A 16,812-nucleotide genomic window follows, 5' to 3' on the forward strand; every position below is an offset into this window, starting at 1 on the left:
CCTGAATCCATCTCGAACTCAGAAGTGAAACGAACATGCGCCAATGATAGTGTGAGGCTTCCTCATGTGAAAGTAGGTCATCGCCAGGGTCTTTTTACCAAAGCGGCTTCTTAGCCGCTTTTTTTTATCGTATTTTTATCGAGTCTTCCCCTTCTCCGATATTCCGTAGTAATCCCCTTTTAACGAGAATGCACCATGCCTACTCTACTTCGCCATATTAACTTTTAAAGGGCAGAGAAAGTTCTTTATTAGGTCTTCGTTAATACGGCGACACAGAAAAACTTTTTTGCTTTGCCCTGCCCCAGAATGATTATCCTCAATGTACATTTGTAAGGGCTGTGAACTCATCAGGGGTATATTCACCATCCTTATTAGTGCGGACATTCTTTGGCGATGGAAAAAAACTGATGCCTGAATATGAGTGATTTGGATTTGTGTCTTGTTCAGAATAAGAACGCTCGTCTTCTTCCTCGCTATCAGACGTATCTTGATAATATAAATTTACTTCTTTCATGAAGAGTGACGGATTTGCTAAACTAAAATCTTGATCAAGATTGTTTTCAAGCGCTAATATTTGCCATTGTTCATGCCTATTTTTTAATAACTTTATTAAAGACTCTAGGTCATATTCACTAACTTTTATGTTAGAAAAATCTTTCTTCATTGAAATAATTTTCTCTTCATCTTCAACTAAAGTAAGAAATTTATTGAACATTATTTGGTGGTGCGTGTATAAATCAGATGTTATCGTGGTACGAATGATATCTTCAAAAAATGAAAAAGGAGTTTCTGCAATTAGGTTTATCATAGCTATTTTTTCACTTTGAAAACTCTCTGATCCCACATAATTTTGAGGTAAAGATCCTTGATCGACGCCATGATAGTGCTGTTCAACGATATAGGGAATTTTTTGTAGCGCTGATAATGTAAGTGAAGTTCGTAACATGTCAAAGTCGAGAGATTCAGCCATATCTATCCTAAAAGTTCTTTTTTCCTCTCCTATATCCTGCAAGCCAAAATTACCCGAATGCATGTCGGTTTCACAAAGAAAATAGCAAATAATAAACATTGCAGCTAAACCGCTAATCTTTTGAAATTGACTTGGATCTTTTAAATCTGGACAACCTTCTCTAAAATTTTTTATCTTCCTGCTCGCAATATAAAATTCATTATTTTCTTTAATAATCTCCAATTCAGGGCCATAGCCCATAAGACCTTTAAACATTTTAGAGCAAGCTAATTCAATTTGAGCAGCATATTCACTCCGTCTGAATAAAAGAAAGTAATCATCGTCGAAAAAAGAGTTTTGAACGGTCTGAAAATTTGGAGTACAGGTGTAACCATAGTTGAAATCATCCGTGGGATTACCAAATAGCAGTTTGATGTTATGAAAAGACGAGAAATCTCTATATGGCATGGTAAGCTCAATTATAAAAAAGATTAAATTATACACGAAAGTCGATTAATCTGGACTTAAGATAATTAATAGTGATTAAATTTTTATCTCGATAAAAACCAATTTACAAGATACACTCACATAAAAAGACCCAGATATTTTTTAATGAAATATTTAGCCCAATAATTTTTTGTTTTATAAAATATTTATCTTAAGGACTCCAAATGACAATTGAAAAGCGAATGATTGAACTGGAAGAAGAGATTGAATCAATTAAAGAGATGAGTCATTTATTAGCTACAAACATAAAAAACTCAGAATTACTTCTAGAGCGAATGGCAAAACGGCTTAGCCAATATGAAAAAGAAAAACAGCAGGCAGCGATGAATCATGGAGAGTTACTGCATGCTTTTGGCATAATGAATCAGCAAAAACAACAGGGGCATGAGTTTATAGATGATACTCCTGTAGACAATTTAATTAAAAGTACAATTTAATCCAGATACTTATCTTTTAACCGCACATAATGATGTGCGGAATATTCCAAGTGATCTAGTTCTTGAGCTGTTAACTTTCTAACAGCTTTAGCAGGGCTTCCAAGATATAAATAGCCACTCTTAAGTATGTTACCTGGTGTTACTAACGAACCAGCAGCAACCATTACATGATGTTGAATGTGAACAGCATCTAAGATAATTGCTCCCATACCAATAAGGCAAAAATCATCAATCACGCACCCATGCAATGCTGCTTGGTGACCGATTGTAATTCCTTGACCTAGAATCAAGGGCTGGCCCTCAGCAGTATATGGACCTTCATGCGTAACATGTAAAACAGAACCATCTTGAATGTTGCATGCATTCCCAATTTTAATGGAATTGACATCACCGCGAATAACAGCCATAGGCCAAACAGAAACATCATCTCCTAGGCTTACATCGCCAATGACTAGAGATCTAGGATCAATATAGATTCTTTGCCCCAAAGATGGGGATTTACCTTGAAAACTACGAACTGCATCATTCATATCAGCTACACCATAGTTACTAATTCTTCTGCGCTTGTGGGATGAATAGCGACAGTATTATCAAAATCTTTTTTACATGCCCCCATTTTTACGGCAACCCCAAAACCCTGGAGCATTTCGTCGGCTCCTAAGCCAATAACATGGAGCCCAATAATTTTTTCTTCCTGTCCTAGTGTAACTAATTTCATTACAGTAGGTGTCTTTTGAGAGGCAAAAGCATCAAACATGGGGGTAAAACGAGTTTGATAAATCTTGATGTGATCTTTACCATATCGCTCAATTGCTTCTTCTTCACTTAAACCTACCGTTCCCATAGGTGGGTGACTAAAGATTACCGTGCTTATATTCTCATAACTTAGACATGCATCTGGTTGTTGACCAAATAAGCGATCGGCCAAACGACGTCCTGCTGCTATTGCTACTGGAGTAAGTGCAGGTGCATTAGTAACATCTCCTATAGCATAAATTCCTTTAGTACTTGTATTTTGAAAAGCATCGACTAAAATTAAGCCCTGCTTATCGGTCGTCACGTTCACTTTTTCGAGACGCAGCTGGGCTGTTCGGGGAGTTCTCCCAACAGCAGCAATGATCACATCTATATCGTGAATAATAGAGCCGCTTTTGCATAAAATTGATTTTCTACCATCGCTATGTAAATTTATTTCTTGCGCACGATGATTTTGGTGAATATGAATTCCTTGTTGTTGCATGATTTCTAACAGAGTGTCCCCTAAAATGGAATCGAAGCGACTTAAAGGCCTGGTACCTCTCATCAAAAGATGAGTTTCGCTTCCCAAATTATGTAATACTCCTGCTAATTCAACACCAATATAGCCACTACCAATTACTGCCACTTTTTGGGGTTGCTTTGTCAAGGAAAAAAAACCATCTGAATCGATTGCATGCTGTATTCCATGAATTTGCGGTTGAGATGGTTCACCCCCAGTCGCAATAATAATATGAGGGGCTTGATAAAGCGTATCATTTACTTTGATTGTCTGTTCGTCATAAAATTCACCTTTACCTTGAATGAGAGTAATGCCGTATTGATCAAAGCGTTTGGCGTAGTTTTCTCTTAGCCGATCGATATACGCATTACGCTGATGGACAAGAGTATTCCAATCCAATTCTATGGACACAGAATTAAATCCATAGTCAGGAGCATGATGAAGCATGTCAGCAATCATTGATGCATTAAACATGATCTTTTTAGGAACACAACCTAAATTGACACAAGTTCCTCCTAAATAGCTTGCTTCAATTACAGCTACTTTGGAACCATATTTTGCTGCGCGAACAGCACTGGCGATACCGCCGCTTCCGCCACCAAGTACAATAAGATCAAAATGTTTGTTTTTCATAGACTTTTTTGGAGAAATAAGTTTATATTAACAGGAACTGTCCAAGTAACCAACTCATTATTTTAAAATGAGTGCTCCCTCAAATAATTAGTTGATGGATAAAGTCGAGGTTTTTCTTAGCACCTCAGGTTACTTTTCAGTAGTGATGTTTCTTTTTTACTAGCCGTAGTTTTATTCGATACTGATTATCTTTTACATAAAATTTGTAATCTTATATTTCGGATCTTTCGTCCTTATGAACATTCAAGGATTAAGGGATTTGGTTATATATTTTTTGTGCAATTTAGGTGAGTTTTAAAAATCAATAATCATTAATAAGGAGATTAATGTGACCATGATTAAGATTAGCCGTATTGTTGTACTTGGAGATAGTTTGTCCGATAGGGGTACTTTTAATAAACGTAAATTATTTGGATTTATTCCTTTAGGTGATTTTTATGAAGTAGGTTTTGATGCTCCCAGAGGCAGGTTTACTAATGGATTTGTTTGGGGAGACTACTTCGTGACGGCGATTATTGAGGATTTTGAAATCGATTATATACGAAAAAAATTAAAAATTAACCATGATCCGAGAGGCAATGCTGATATAGCCGATGCAATTTTAGTTAATGATTTAAATATACGGAAAAAAAATGAAAAAGCATTTAGTTTGAATAATGATAAACATATTTTATTTAAAGGTGAGCGTTTTGCACGTTTTTATTGTGAGGCTGGGTTAACCTCTGATGATTACTATAGGCAATTTACAATAAATCCTAAATATGAATTTCTAAGACTAATAGTGGCTAGATTAGAAGATAAGCGCAAACAACTTTTTGATGAGGATAAGAAATATAAAATTAAACAACGAGAAAAATCTGAAACATTGATTATTGAATGGTCTGGAGCAAATGATTTGTTAACTGTGAATGTAGAACCAACTTTAATCGAGGCTGATAATGCAGTGAGTGCGCGTATTGCAAATCTTGAAATTCTAGTTCAGCAAGGTTATAGAAATTTTGTATTGATAAATTTACCCGATCTTTCGTTAACTCCAAGATTTCAAGCAAAAAGTAAAAAAGAACAGGCAAACGCAGCCAAATGTTCTGATTATTTTAATGAGCAATTGGCTGCCAGAACAAAGCAATTGATTGAAAAATATAAGGATTTAAATATCCCTTTGAATCTTTCGATATTTGATGCCAATACACCATTTAAAAACATATATAATAACTGTGAAGAATACGGATTTGATAAGGATAAATTAAAATCACCCTATATTGATTCTGCAGAATTCAAACAAAATCAAAATAATCCAGAATATCAAAAGCAACATATCTCTCCTGCGGATGGTTATATGTTTTGGGATGACATACATCCCAGTATGGATACCCATAGTTGGCTAGCTGTAATGTTTAAAGATACTTATAACAAGGTTTTTAAATTTACCCCACCAGAACCCATAAAAAGAAAATGCAGTAAAGAAGCAGAAGATAGGATGCGCCCTTGTAGCTCAGCTCCATTTACTCGTTTGCCTGCAGAAGTGGCAAAATTAATAAATAATATTTGTATAGTTGCGAAAAAATTAGAGCAATCCAGGTGCCCACAACGTCGTGAAGAAGAATTGTTAAAACAGTTTATTTTTGAACTGAAATGTCAAAGTGGTAATTTGCACGAAATTGATTCACTTATAAAGAAATTTACTAATGACTCTGAGAATATGAAAATAGTAAAAAGACATCAGTATCCTATTTATGATTTTTTTGCCTGTAAGCAAACTACTCCTTTGGAAGATGCTATTAATGCACTGACAATGGCCGTTGAAGCGCATCTTTGTGTTTCAAAACCGATGACCCGAATTAGCTCTTAAACCTGGTAAGAAACGATGCTCCAAATTGAAGTACCAGTAAGGTTTGTTGTTTTTTTAAATCTCCCGCTGCTGTGGAAGATGACGGGTGTGAGGAGGGTTTAGGTACCGCGAAACGTCACCCTCTGCGCAAGCAGGGGGGCTATTGACGCTAAGCCGTATGAGGAAATGTCTGGCAAGGCCTTTTTGTTTATTAAGACCTCCCGCTGATGCGGAAGGTGACGGGTGTGAGGACGGTTTAAGTACCGCGAAACGTCACCCTCTGCGCAAGCAGGGAGTCTATTGATGCTATGCTGCGAGAGGAAGTATCTGGCAAGGCCTTTTTGTTTATTAAGACCTCCCGCTGCTGTCGAAGGTGACGGTTGCGAGGAGGGTTTAGGTAGCGCGAAACGTCACCCTCTGCGCAAGCAGGGGGTCTATTGATACTAAGCTGCGAGAGGAAGTATCTGGCAAGGCCTTTTTTTTATTAAGACCCCCATGCTTTTGCGGAAGGTGATGTTTCTAAGGCTCTGGAATTAAATAATATGCTTTGGTTATTCCGTAATTATTTTAAATTCTACCGCAATATTATTGCGAATTGCATTGGAGTATGGACAGACCTTATCCGCTTTTGCTACCAGTTCTTCGGCATCTTCTTGATTTAAACCCTCTATATAGGCGTGTATTTCAACCCCAAGCTTAAATCCCTTTTCAGGTGTTGGATATAAAGAGACTTGAGAGAGAATAGATGCTTCTTTAAGAGGTATGTGTTCTAATCGAGCTACGTGACGAATGGCACTTTCAAAGCAAGCAGAATAACCTGCAGCAAATAATTCTTCGGGATTTGTACCGCCACCTTGTCCCCCCAGCTCTTTGGGCATTGCCAAGTCGATTTTTAGTAAGCCATCTGATGTTTCAATATGCCCATTCCTTCCGCCGTGTGTACGCGCTGTGGCTGTGTAAAGTGCTTTCATATTAGTCCTTTGATTTAGTGAGATATAAAAAATATTATCTAGTTAACCTTATATATTTTGTTACAGTCATTTGGAACTATAGGGCTTTTTACCCCGTAAAATAACCCCTGATCTTCATAATTGCAAATTTGTTGCTTATCCAATTTATTGAGGCATTGAGATAATCTTTTATTTTGACAATGGGGGAAAATTGCATCTGGATTATTTGCAGCCTGATACTGTTGGTTTTCCCACTTATCTAAGTGACTGGTATAATAAGTGGTAAAATTTTCAACTTTCATTTTTTTGTTTAGCGAGAAGATCTTCATGCCAGGATAATTATGATGGTTACGACTGATGCCTGGAGTAGAGAAGGCATAGATATTTGTGCCATTCTCCAAATGAATTTTTCTAAATTCATCCATATGGGAATGTGCGGTTAACAGGGTAATCTCCCCATATGATTGTTGGTATTTGTTAAGAATATTGATAAATTTTTTTAAATACTCTTTGTGCCAAACTGCTTTTCCTGTATATGAATTGCCTGGTGGCTCATGCATTGCAATTAATAATTGTTCGGCATGATGTTCATTTAATTGTTGATCAAGCCAGGATAGCTGTTCTAATGCGTCTTTTTTCTGCTTAGGGTATCGCGAGAGCAGGGGGGTTTTTGCCCATTGATTGGCGTTGAGTGCGATTAATATGATTTTTTTATTTCCAGGGATGACGTAACTTGAATAATAGCCATCGCGATACATGTGATTATCATTAATAATTAATCCCTTACAATGTGTGCATGCTCCATGCCAATTTATTGCGTAATTTAAAGGAGAAACTCCATTTGATGTAAATGGTTGATAATTTCCGCTTAAAGAATCATTATTGCCAGTAATGTAAAAAATGGGTTTTAAACCCGGATCATTGATATATAATTCGTCAAATACCTTTTTTTCATATGCTCCTTTGATAGAGCTATTGAATAAAGAATGGGTTGGTAAATCACCTAAGCAAAGAATAAAGTTCACCTTTTTACTTAATTGTTTGAATTTCTTCATAGTAATGTTGAGAAATTCTGGTCCTGTATCTTCTCCATCACGTGATACGTTAGTTTCACCATAATGAATGTCGCTGATTGTGAGAAAATTCAAATTTGCATATGCAGGATGAATAAACCAACTGATTAAAGAAATGAGCTTAAAGAGTGATTTCAATCAATTTCTCCGTAATTTTTTAATTAAACTTTAGGGATATAATTTTTATCAAATTTTAAGTTGCTTCGTGAATGCTCCAAATTCGCTGTACCTGATTTGGATTCTCTGATGTTTGTACCCACAATAATGTTGGGCTACCAGCAGGATTTATCGATAAAGTTTTGGATGATAGCATCACGGCAAATGGATACTTTTTAATAACAGACTGTAAAGCAGACCAAACCTTGCCAGGATCTACCTGGTTGTCGATTACGACCAGTTCATTATTACGATACACAACATTGACTGGTTGGTCTTTTAACGTCATACGTATTACAGACTCTAAACGCCTCCATTTAGCTTGATGAGTTTTTTGTCTCTCCGCTTGGGTCGGATTTGATTGAAAACTAATGCGCTGATGCGGTGAAAAAACTCGACTCAATCGGCTACTACTTGGATTATTTTTTAAGAAATAAGTACATAACGCATCTAAAACAGGTCGTCCAGGACCTGATGGTTTTCCGGGTTGCCGGTTGATATACAAAGCAAAGGCTAATGTATGGCCATTAGCTGTATAAAGATATCCAGAAAGGCTATTTATCCCTACCATAGTACCTGTTTTAGCACGAACAAAGCCTTGTTGGCTTGGGATACGAAACCTCTTTTGCAAGGTTCCATCACGTCCAGATATAGGTAAAGCGGCTATATATTCGTAGGATAAAGGAAATCGTTGATATAAAAACTTTAATAAGGATATAGTTTGCTCAGGGGTGACTAAGCTGTAGCGAGATAAACCTGAACCATCAGTAAAGATTGCATTCGTAAAATCAATACCGGTTTGAGATTGTAAAAAATTCTTAATTATAGGTTGTGCTGATTGCCAATTGACAGGGGCGCCATTAAGTTTAGCCGCAGCATGTAAATATAAGCTGTCCGCGTATAAATTATCAGAGGGCTTCAACGTATCAGCCATTAATTCTGACAGAGGTTTAGAGTATTGTGTTGCAATTAATAAAGAGCGACCCGGAGTTTTGCCTAATTGAACTTGGCCATTAAGTTGGATATGTTCTTTGGCTAATTGACTTTGGATCATTGCCCGGGCATACATTAAAGGATTTTTGATTGCCATTCGTTGTTGTACTGCCCATTGTCCAACGCCCACACAACCGCGTACTGTTAAATGATTTTCTTTATCTAAACTAAAGCCTACACCACAACCTTGTGCCTTGGCTTTAGTGGTTGCTTGATTGTTTAACGTGATGTTTCCCCCTCCATCGTCTACTTCAACTATCGCAGGATCCCCTATGCGTGCTCCGGGATTTACGGTGACGGTCAAGCGATTCGCGTCAAGCATTACTGGTGCGTTAGGTGCGCCATAGCTGTACGTTAAATCAGAGGTGAGCCACCCAGGAGGATAGGGGGTAACTCCAGCTACGCTACTGTCAATATATACGTTACCTTGAATGGTATTGATATTTAATTCTTTTAAAGAAGACAGTAATTTTTTTAGATTCTCTCGGTTAAATGAAGGATCGCCACTCAGTTGTATATAGACATTTCCTTGCAAAACACCTTGTTGTATTTTACCCGCTCCCATACTGAGTTGGTTTTTAAAATGGTAATCAGGTCCAAGAACCATTAAGGCGGCCGCTTCAGAAAAAAGCTTCATGTTGCTTGCAGGGATATATAATCGCCCGGCATTGCGTCGATATAAAGTTTCTCCTGAGGTAAGATCAACGACAACGGCTCCAAGATTAACGTTTGGATTAATTTGGTTAATTAATTTATCTACTTCATTTTGTATCCGGGCGCTTTGTGATACCGAGGATAATGTCACGAAAAATGCGCTAATTAACGTCTTTTTCATCAATGTTGTTCCTCATTTTTTTGGGGAGGTAAGCATGTTCTAATCATATCGTAAGCCCAGACGCTCCAAAAGCCCCGCAAGCGTATCATTATCATAAAATTTTACTTTTAGCCATCCGCCATCATCATTATCATTTATAATTTGTACGGGAGCACCTACTTGTTCTGCTAGAACACTTTGTAAGCGTTCAACATCACGATCTTTTTTGGCATTTTTTGGCGAAGCGCGGTCATTATTTTTTTGTATTTTTACGGCATGCTCCAGTTGTCTTACTGACCACTGTTCGTTTATCGTTTGAACCGCCAAATATTCTTGTTGGGCAACATCAAGTCCTACGAGCATTCGTGCATGGCCTAGAGATAATGCTTTATCACGAATTAAATTTTTTATTTTTTCACTTAGGCTTAATAATCGTAAAATATTAGCAATATGGCTCCGTGATTTTCCTACCAGTGTAGCTATTTCATCTTGCTGATAATTAAATTCATCAATTAAACGTCTGTAGGCACTTGCTTCTTCAATTAAATTTAAATTTTCGCGTTGAATGTTTTCAATCAAGGTAAGAGCACAAGCCTGCTTGTCAGTGTAATCTCCTACAAGGCAAGGCACAGTTTGCAATCCTGCTATTTTTGCAGCTCTCCAGCGTCTTTCTCCGGCAATAATTTCATACCGATTTTTGGCGATTATGCGTACGATGAGCGGTTCAATTAAGCCTTGTGAAGCAATAGATTGGGCGAGTTCTTGCAAAGCTGTGGTATTAAAATCTTCTCTTGATTGATATTGGCCTGCTTGAATGCTTTCAATGGGTAAGTGGTGAAATTCAACGTGCATGGAAAAAACACTCAAATGGAGAATGGGAAATTGTTTCACATTTTGGTGAGAATTAAAATAGCCTCGCCTGTTGAAAAATACGATTAAAATTGATCAGAATTAGAGTTGTTTCGCAATGGTACGTACAATGAGCGATTCGATTAAGCTTTGTAGCTCAATAGATTGGGCAAGTTCTTGCAAGGCAATAGTGTTAATATCTTCTCTAGGTTGGTATTGGCTGGCAAAACTGTCTATAAATTGAACATATAGGTGATGTAAAGTAGAGCTTGATTATGCCTAAGCCAACTGTGGAGCAAATAAGGGAGTTAATGCGCAAACAACACTATGAGGACTATGTAGTGAATGATGTTCGAAGTTTCCCTCAATGCTTGCCTTTAAAAGGAAACCCACCCAGAGACCTTAGTTTTGAAGAATTTAAAAAATGGGCCAAAAAAAACTTAAGTGAAGAAGGGCAGAAGATTTACGACAATGCAAAAAATGCAAAGGCATCTGGATTGTCACCTCCACCTGGTCTTATTACGGCAAATATTTTCGTGAATGCGCGAAAGCAAACAACAGAGGCTAAATCTTCAGAATGTAGTAATTTTGCCAGACATGCCATCGGTACAATGATTCAAAATAAGGATATAACAGATTATTATAATACAGTTTACGCAGGCATTATGGGGGGAGCTCATAACATTGCTATCTTAATTCCTAAAGAACATACACTAGCGCTTAATACCGAAAAAACTCCTCCTACGTTTACAGGAAATTTGCCGAAAGGTTCCTTGATGATTGATCCTTGGGCATTAGGGATGGGGAAATCATTTGACTCAAGTTTTGGTTGCAGCCCAGATGAATTTGCTTTCAGGAATAGTTTAAAACCCATGACTGTTCATTATCAATCTAAAGATCATCCAGAACAAGTTGAGCACGTACAATCCGTAGCTAATCAAGATGACTCCACTCTTCAATTCTCAGCTAGTCCTAAAACTCCAAGAAGTTCAAGTAAACCAACACAACAAACAAAACTTGAGTTTCATAGTTTAGATCCTGTACCCGAAAACTTTAAGCCATTACTAAAATGTTTCGATGAACAATTAAAGGAAGTGAAAGAGCAGGCTTTGAGCCTCGAGACTAGAGGCTATCCCACTGCTGCTAAAGAAGCGGAAAAATTTTACAATAATTTAGTAGATGAAAGAAATAAATTTATTAAGCAAGAACCTAATACCACAAATAAAAAAGCATTTGTTGATAATTGCAGTAAACATATTGAACTAGCTCAAAATAGTGAATTAAAAAACGCCAGAGGATGGAAAAGTATATTTTTCAATATAGCAAAAGCAGTAGCTTTCGTAGCTACGGTGGGGTTCTATACGAAACAAACAACGTCAATTCAGAAAGTGAACTCAATCAAAGATGCTTTAAACAACATTAAACCTAAGGGTGAAGGGGAGGAATTGCAGGGGACAATTTCTCCAAGTTCTCCTTTTCATCAACACAGTACTAATAACTAAAGATTTTCTCTATAGGCTTGGAAGAGTTTATTGCAATATCAGTACAATATGCCTGTAAGCTCAAAATAACCCATACACTATAGCTGAAATCGCAATAATGCCCATAATTGTAACAAACACATTACTAATTACATCCGTGCGATATTTTTTCATTGCTGGAATTTTAGCAATCGCATACATGGGCATGATAAACAGGAGTATGGCGATGATAGGGCCTCCAAGAGTTTCTATCATTTTTAAGATATTGGGATTTATTGTAGCGACTAGCCAGCAGGTTACTATCATAAAAATTTCAACGATTCGTTGTAATTTAGTGTCACTGATGGTTGTTTTTGTGGGTTTGAACACATTCATAATGATACTGCTTAATCCTTCTTTCGCACCCAGGTAATGGCCTAGAAACGATTTCGAAATTGCTATAAAAGCAATGATTGGCGCAACAGTAGCAATTAAAGGTGTTTTAAAATGATTTGCCAGATATGAAAGTATGGAGATATTTTGTTCTTTTGCCTGCAATAAATCCTGAGGAGAAAGACTAAAAACACAGCTAAATACAAAAAACATGACAGAAAATACCATCAATAAATGACTGTATTGCATAATCCAAGTACTGTTACGATCAGCATCATGACCATATCGCTCTTTTTGATTTACAGCAAAAGAAGAAATAATGGGTGAATGGTTAAACGAAAATACCATCACAGGGATAACTAACCATAACGTCATGAGTAATCCATGCCCACCGTTAGCATGCAATGAATTACTTTGTTGCAAAATGGCATCATTCCAATGGGGAATCAAATAAAGTGATAAAAATAAAAGAATCGTTGCAAATGGATAAACCAATACTGACATTGATTTTACTATAATTTCTTGTCCAAATCGGACTACGGCCATTAAAGCGAGAATAAGTATAATGGCTAAAAGTGCTCTTGGTGGTGCTGAAATGCCTAACTGATGTACAAGAAAGCTTTCAGTTGTGTTGGTAATTGCTACACTATACATGAGCAGGATGGGGTAAATTGCAAAAAAATACAAGCCGGTTAGGATTCGTCCTGAAAAAACACCAAAATGTTCTTCTACTACATTGGTAATATCATTTTTTGTTGTAGAACCTGATAAAACAAAACGGCATAAAGCACGATGAGAATAGTGGGTCATCGGAAATGCGAGCAGAGTCATTATAATTAACGGCCAAATTCCATTGAGTCCAGCATCAATAGGAAGAAAAAGAGTTCCTGCCCCAACTGCGGTACCATACAAGCTTAACATCCAGGTGGTATTATTTTTTGTCCAGGAAGTTTTTTTGTTTACGGTTAGCGGAGAGAGTAGCGTTGTAGATTCATTTGATGCCATTAAAACAACCCTTTAGATGTATACCCAGTACATTCCGTTCAATTTTAACACTATTGGAGCGATATCTCAACAGTTCTATATGTATCCGAGTAAAAATTATAAAGATCAATTTGCTTTGTACAGCAATTTTTACTCATCTGTAAAGTAAATTTAGTTTTAAACCTAGAAAAAATCTGTTGAAACCTACAATGAATGCAACAGACTCCACTGTTTTTTCTAGGTTAAAGCTCAACACTCCAATTTTGTTCCATAAAGTCTATCTCCCGCATCACCTAAGCCTGGGATAATATAACCTTTTTCATTGAGCTGTTGGTCTATTGCTGCAGTATAAATTGGAACCTCTGGATGCTCCTCATGGAAGGCCGTTATTCCTTCAGGTGAAGCAAGAAGACAAAGAAACTTTATGGATTTAGGACTTAATGCTCTGATTTCATTGACCGCGGCAATTGCAGAATTACCAGTGGCTAACATGGGATCAACTACGATAACATCTCGGTCTTGGGTGTGTTCTGGAAGTTTAAAATAATATTCAATCGGCTCTAGTGTTAAAGGATCACGATATAAACCAATATGGCCAATTCTTGCTGTGGGTACAAGTTGTAACATGCCATCGACCAATCCATTTCCAGCACGCAAAATGGAAACAAAAACCATTTTTTTTCCTTTTAAAACAGGAGACTGCATTAATGCTAAAGGGGTTTCGATTTCTTCATACTCTATTTCTAAGTCGCGTGTTATTTCATAAGCCAAAAGCATGCTAATTTCGTGCATTAAGGCGCGAAACTTGACTGTGCTTGTATCTTTTCGACGCATAATTGTTAATTTATGCTGAATTAACGGGTGTTTGACTACAACTACTTGTTGATTATTCATGCTTTACTCCAGAAAACTTGTTCGTTGAGGCTGTCATCTAGTGGATTAAAAAACGGTTCCATCACTAATAATTTGGAGAGGAGGGGAGCCTAAAGGTCGCTTTTGTCTGGCAATACGCCGTCCTGCTTCCCAAGTGCCTCCTTGTAAAATTTTAGCTAAGGGTAATTCAGTCTGGTTTTTTCGTAATTTTTTTCTGATTACTTCAGCTAATTCATCTAATAGAATTACAGTTAAGGCTCGCCATTCTACGATAATTTCTGCATCAGGTAAGTATGCTTTTTCCAGATCTTTATTATCTTTTATTCGGAGTAACTCACAATCAATAAGTAATCCGCCATTGCGATATTCAGGTAATCCAGTAAGTTCATCCAGATGAGTCACTGATATTCCAGTATGCTCTAAAGGCTCGATTAATGAATAGGTTAACCATTGGGATAACTTATGAAATGGAATGTATTCAGAACCAGGTTCATTGGTTTTTAATGCCTTATGTTGCCAAACATCACCGAGGGAAACGCCATGAAATAAAAGTCTCGTTGGCCAAATTTCATTAAATGTATTAAGTACGGTTTGAAAAATTTGTTTTGCTGTGAGTTGCTTATGGTTCGCTAATGAGCTTATGTAAGTAAAAAAATTGCCTAATCGGTGCTCTTTACCAAAATGTTGCTCATCATGCTGTATTAATGATCCTAATCGATTTAACAAGGCGACCCGTCCAGAAATACCTTCCAGAGGATTGCTTTGGGTGACTTGAAAACCTTGTCTTAGCTCATGTTCATTAAATGTTACTAAGCGCGCTGCATCTACTCTGAATGGTTCTGATGGAAGGGAGCTAAAAATACCCTTTTGATACAATGATAAACTGGCTAAAGCCAAGCCTTCTGATCGAGAATAGGTAGCTCCTGTTTCTGGATCTTTGTAACACCAGTATGGCCCTGCACCCGCATCTAAAAAGACGCTGATAATAACGAGCTCATAAAGAATCTTTCCACGCTCATCAATAGATAAGGCGCTTAATTGTTCTTGCATACTTTTAATGCGATCGATACCTCCCGCTTCAAAATGTCGCCAACGACTATGATAAGGAATATCTAAATCTGGATAGTTATCTTGCATCACTTCAATAATAAAAGATGCGGTGCTGGTCAATTTTTCAGTTTCCAAGGCGAAATATGCTGATTTATCGTGTTTAATCAGCTCTAGAATTGCTTGTGATCTTATTCGGATTGAAGATGGATCCATAAGTGTCGCAAGAACCTGGTCAATTTCTACTTGTTTATTACTCATGGAGATCACGTCCTTTGGTTTTCGCTAGTTCATTGATATCTACAATACGCTCTGGGGAGTAATAACCTGCTGCTCGTTTAGCATTCATTTCTACCTGCGCATCGGGTGGGATGAGCTCATCAGGTATGGTGACACGCTCTGAGATATTAATGCCTGATTTGAGTAAGGCGTCATATTTCATATTCGACATGGAAACAAAACGATGAATTTTAGTGATACCAAGCCAGTGGAGGACATCGGACATTAATTCTTGAAAACGCATGTCTTGAACGCCTGCGACGCATTCTGTTCGTTCAAAGTACTTGGCTGCTGTATCCCCGCCTTTTTGTCGCTTGCGGGCGTTGTAGACCAAAAATTTAGTGACCTCCCCTAAAGCTCGGCCCTCTTTGCGATTGTAAACAATCAATCCCGCCCCACCTTTTTGTGCTGATTCGATAGACAGCTCAATTCCATGAACTAAATAAGGTCGACACGTACAGATATCAGAACCAAAAACATCCGAACCATTACACTCATCATGAATACGGCAAGTAAGTTCGATTTTTGGGTCATGTATGGTCGTCACATCGCCAAAAAAATAGGCGGTTAAGCCTCCTATAGGAGGTAAAAAAACATCCAAATCGGTGCGCGTAACCAGCTCGGGAAACATTCCTGCTGTTTGTTCAAATAAAGTGCGACGTAAACGTGACTCTGAAACACCAAAGCGCTCGGCGATTCCCGGTAGATACCAAACTGGTTCTATGGCTGCTTTAGTAACGGCCACATCACCGGATTCTTTTAATATTTTTCCATCGGGTTTTAATCTGCCTTTTTGCATCGCTGTATGGAGTTCAGGGATATTTATATGTGCTTTTGTCACAGCAATTGTTGGACGAATATCGTATCCTGATTTAATTTCTTCGGCAAATACGCTGGCTACAAGATGACCCCATGGATCGAGAGAGATTATTTTTTGAGTGCCACTCCATTGGGTGTGTGGGCCTATGGCAACTGGCGGTGTGGTATCGGTCAGATCTGGAACATGTTCAGGATCCAAAACTCCTGCGGCAACCGCAAGCGCTCGGTAGACGGAATAGGATCCGGAATGAGTGCCAACAGCATTGCGATTTTTTATATTGGTCAGTGAAGCAATTACTGGTCCTCGTTCCTTAGGGTCTTGGGCTCCCCATTTTATCTTTAAAGGTGCAGCTGTATGCCCAGCTGGATGTGATGATAAAACAATATGACCTTTGGATTTTTTTTTTGATTCCTCTTGCACCATGATATTAATCCTTTAAATGATAACTACTTGATAAACTTATCATAACAGAAGAGATTCACAGGTAGATAGTGTTCTATGCAAGAAGT

The 16,812-nt window shown here is 37.6% G+C and carries 15 protein-coding genes and 1 rRNA gene; 4 read left to right on the top strand and 12 right to left on the bottom strand.

Translation table 11 applies throughout. The features are described from left to right. Nucleotides 1–89 (top strand): 5S ribosomal RNA (gene rrf, locus EKG34_RS02040); the annotation flags it as partial. 227 nt (nt 90–316) lie between these two features. Here the strand turns inward: rrf and EKG34_RS02045 are convergent. Beyond that, on the bottom strand, nt 317–1,453 hold the full coding sequence (locus EKG34_RS02045) for a hypothetical protein (protein ID WP_125461289.1): 1,137 nt from the start codon (nt 1,451–1,453) through the stop codon (nt 317–319). A 167-nt stretch (nt 1,454–1,620) separates the two neighbouring features. Here EKG34_RS02045 and EKG34_RS02050 point away from each other — a divergent pair, with 167 nt between their 5' ends. Next, on the top strand, nt 1,621–1,893 hold the full coding sequence (locus EKG34_RS02050) for a hypothetical protein (protein WP_012979339.1): 273 nt from the start codon (nt 1,621–1,623) through the stop codon (nt 1,891–1,893). Here the strand turns inward: EKG34_RS02050 and EKG34_RS02055 are convergent. Together EKG34_RS02055 and gorA are read right to left on the bottom strand one after the other, a co-directional pair. Beyond that, nucleotides 1,890–2,423 carry a gamma carbonic anhydrase family protein gene (locus EKG34_RS02055; protein WP_003635514.1) on the bottom strand — a complete coding sequence of 178 codons (534 nt, stop codon included), beginning with the start codon at nt 2,421–2,423 and terminating at the stop codon, nt 1,890–1,892. The genes EKG34_RS02050 and EKG34_RS02055 overlap by 4 nt on opposite strands. A 5-nt stretch (nt 2,424–2,428) precedes the next feature. Then, nucleotides 2,429–3,784 carry a glutathione-disulfide reductase gene (gene gorA, locus EKG34_RS02060; RefSeq protein ID WP_003635516.1) on the bottom strand — a complete coding sequence of 452 codons (1,356 nt, stop codon included), beginning with the start codon at nt 3,782–3,784 and terminating at the stop codon, nt 2,429–2,431. A 334-nt stretch (nt 3,785–4,118) separates the two neighbouring features. On the opposite strand from gorA, the gene EKG34_RS02065 reads away from it, so the two are divergent. Continuing rightward, nucleotides 4,119–5,633 (top strand): SGNH/GDSL hydrolase family protein, encoded by a 1,515-nt coding sequence (locus tag EKG34_RS02065; protein ID WP_003635518.1) that lies wholly within the window; start codon nt 4,119–4,121, stop codon nt 5,631–5,633. Between the two features lie 530 nt (nt 5,634–6,163). On the opposite strand, the gene EKG34_RS02070 is transcribed toward EKG34_RS02065, so the two are convergent. The 5 genes from EKG34_RS02070 to EKG34_RS19085 all read right to left on the bottom strand — a co-directional run bounded on the left by EKG34_RS02070 (nt 6,164) and on the right by EKG34_RS19085 (nt 10,684). Beyond that, complete coding sequence (locus EKG34_RS02070) at nt 6,164–6,583, bottom strand: organic hydroperoxide resistance protein (protein WP_003635519.1); 420 nt, start codon at nt 6,581–6,583, stop codon at nt 6,164–6,166. A gap of 38 nt (nt 6,584–6,621) precedes the next feature. Then, nucleotides 6,622–7,773 (bottom strand): metallophosphoesterase, encoded by a 1,152-nt coding sequence (locus EKG34_RS02075; RefSeq protein ID WP_012979336.1) that lies wholly within the window; start codon nt 7,771–7,773, stop codon nt 6,622–6,624. 55 nt (nt 7,774–7,828) lie between these two features. After that, a complete protein-coding gene (gene dacB / locus EKG34_RS02080; RefSeq protein ID WP_003635523.1) occupies nt 7,829–9,619 on the bottom strand; it encodes a D-alanyl-D-alanine carboxypeptidase/D-alanyl-D-alanine endopeptidase in 1,791 nt (596 codons plus the stop codon). A 39-nt stretch (nt 9,620–9,658) separates the two neighbouring features. Further along, nucleotides 9,659–10,450, bottom strand: a complete 792-nt coding sequence (locus tag EKG34_RS02085) for a ParB/RepB/Spo0J family partition protein (protein ID WP_003635526.1) — start codon at nt 10,448–10,450, stop codon at nt 9,659–9,661. A 99-nt stretch (nt 10,451–10,549) separates the two neighbouring features. Beyond that, nucleotides 10,550–10,684: a ParB N-terminal domain-containing protein gene (locus EKG34_RS19085; RefSeq protein ID WP_455583565.1), complete on the bottom strand. Its 135-nt coding sequence runs from the start codon at nt 10,682–10,684 to the stop codon at nt 10,550–10,552. 38 nt (nt 10,685–10,722) lie between these two features. Here EKG34_RS19085 and EKG34_RS02095 point away from each other — a divergent pair, with 38 nt between their 5' ends. After that, complete coding sequence (locus EKG34_RS02095; RefSeq protein WP_003635527.1) at nt 10,723–11,949, top strand: hypothetical protein; 1,227 nt, start codon at nt 10,723–10,725, stop codon at nt 11,947–11,949. A 60-nt stretch (nt 11,950–12,009) separates the two neighbouring features. Here EKG34_RS02095 and EKG34_RS02100 read toward each other — a convergent pair whose 3' ends face one another. The 4 genes from EKG34_RS02100 to EKG34_RS02115 all read right to left on the bottom strand — a co-directional run bounded on the left by EKG34_RS02100 (nt 12,010) and on the right by EKG34_RS02115 (nt 16,726). Beyond that, nucleotides 12,010–13,305, bottom strand: a complete 1,296-nt coding sequence (locus EKG34_RS02100; protein ID WP_003635529.1) for a serine/threonine transporter — start codon at nt 13,303–13,305, stop codon at nt 12,010–12,012. Nucleotides 13,306–13,533: 228 nt separating this feature from the next. Then, nucleotides 13,534–14,178, bottom strand: coding sequence for a uracil phosphoribosyltransferase (gene upp, locus EKG34_RS02105; RefSeq protein ID WP_003635532.1), 645 nt, complete (start codon nt 14,176–14,178; stop codon nt 13,534–13,536). Nucleotides 14,179–14,223: 45 nt separating this feature from the next. Further along, nucleotides 14,224–15,465 carry a URC4/urg3 family protein gene (locus tag EKG34_RS02110; protein ID WP_003635533.1) on the bottom strand — a complete coding sequence of 414 codons (1,242 nt, stop codon included), beginning with the start codon at nt 15,463–15,465 and terminating at the stop codon, nt 14,224–14,226. After that, complete coding sequence (locus tag EKG34_RS02115; RefSeq protein ID WP_003635535.1) at nt 15,458–16,726, bottom strand: GTP cyclohydrolase II; 1,269 nt, start codon at nt 16,724–16,726, stop codon at nt 15,458–15,460. The genes EKG34_RS02110 and EKG34_RS02115 overlap by 8 nt, the downstream gene beginning before the upstream one ends. Nucleotides 16,727–16,812 lie beyond the last annotated feature (86 nt).

It is taken from the genome of Legionella longbeachae (assembly GCF_004283175.1).
GTDB lineage: Bacteria > Pseudomonadota > Gammaproteobacteria > Legionellales > Legionellaceae > Legionella > Legionella longbeachae.

Excerpts from the sequence above, each read along its gene's own strand:
- EKG34_RS02095 (WP_003635527.1), top strand. The coding sequence starts at position 10,723 with ATGCCTAAGCCAACTGTGGAGCAAATAAGGGAGTTAATGCGCAAACAA.
- EKG34_RS02100 (WP_003635529.1), bottom strand. The coding sequence starts at position 13,305 with ATGGCATCAAATGAATCTACAACGCTACTCTCTCCGCTAACCGTAAAC.
- gorA (WP_003635516.1), bottom strand. The coding sequence starts at position 3,784 with ATGAAAAACAAACATTTTGATCTTATTGTACTTGGTGGCGGAAGCGGC.
- EKG34_RS02110 (WP_003635533.1), bottom strand. The coding sequence starts at position 15,465 with ATGAGTAATAAACAAGTAGAAATTGACCAGGTTCTTGCGACACTTATG.
- EKG34_RS02065 (WP_003635518.1), top strand. The coding sequence starts at position 4,119 with ATGATTAAGATTAGCCGTATTGTTGTACTTGGAGATAGTTTGTCCGAT.
- EKG34_RS02115 (WP_003635535.1), bottom strand. The coding sequence starts at position 16,726 with ATGGTGCAAGAGGAATCAAAAAAAAAATCCAAAGGTCATATTGTTTTA.
- EKG34_RS02050 (WP_012979339.1), top strand. The coding sequence starts at position 1,621 with ATGACAATTGAAAAGCGAATGATTGAACTGGAAGAAGAGATTGAATCA.
- dacB (WP_003635523.1), bottom strand. The coding sequence starts at position 9,619 with ATGAAAAAGACGTTAATTAGCGCATTTTTCGTGACATTATCCTCGGTA.
- upp (WP_003635532.1), bottom strand. The coding sequence starts at position 14,178 with ATGAATAATCAACAAGTAGTTGTAGTCAAACACCCGTTAATTCAGCAT.
- EKG34_RS02070 (WP_003635519.1), bottom strand. The coding sequence starts at position 6,583 with ATGAAAGCACTTTACACAGCCACAGCGCGTACACACGGCGGAAGGAAT.
- EKG34_RS02085 (WP_003635526.1), bottom strand. The coding sequence starts at position 10,450 with ATGCACGTTGAATTTCACCACTTACCCATTGAAAGCATTCAAGCAGGC.
- EKG34_RS02055 (WP_003635514.1), bottom strand. The coding sequence starts at position 2,423 with ATGAATGATGCAGTTCGTAGTTTTCAAGGTAAATCCCCATCTTTGGGG.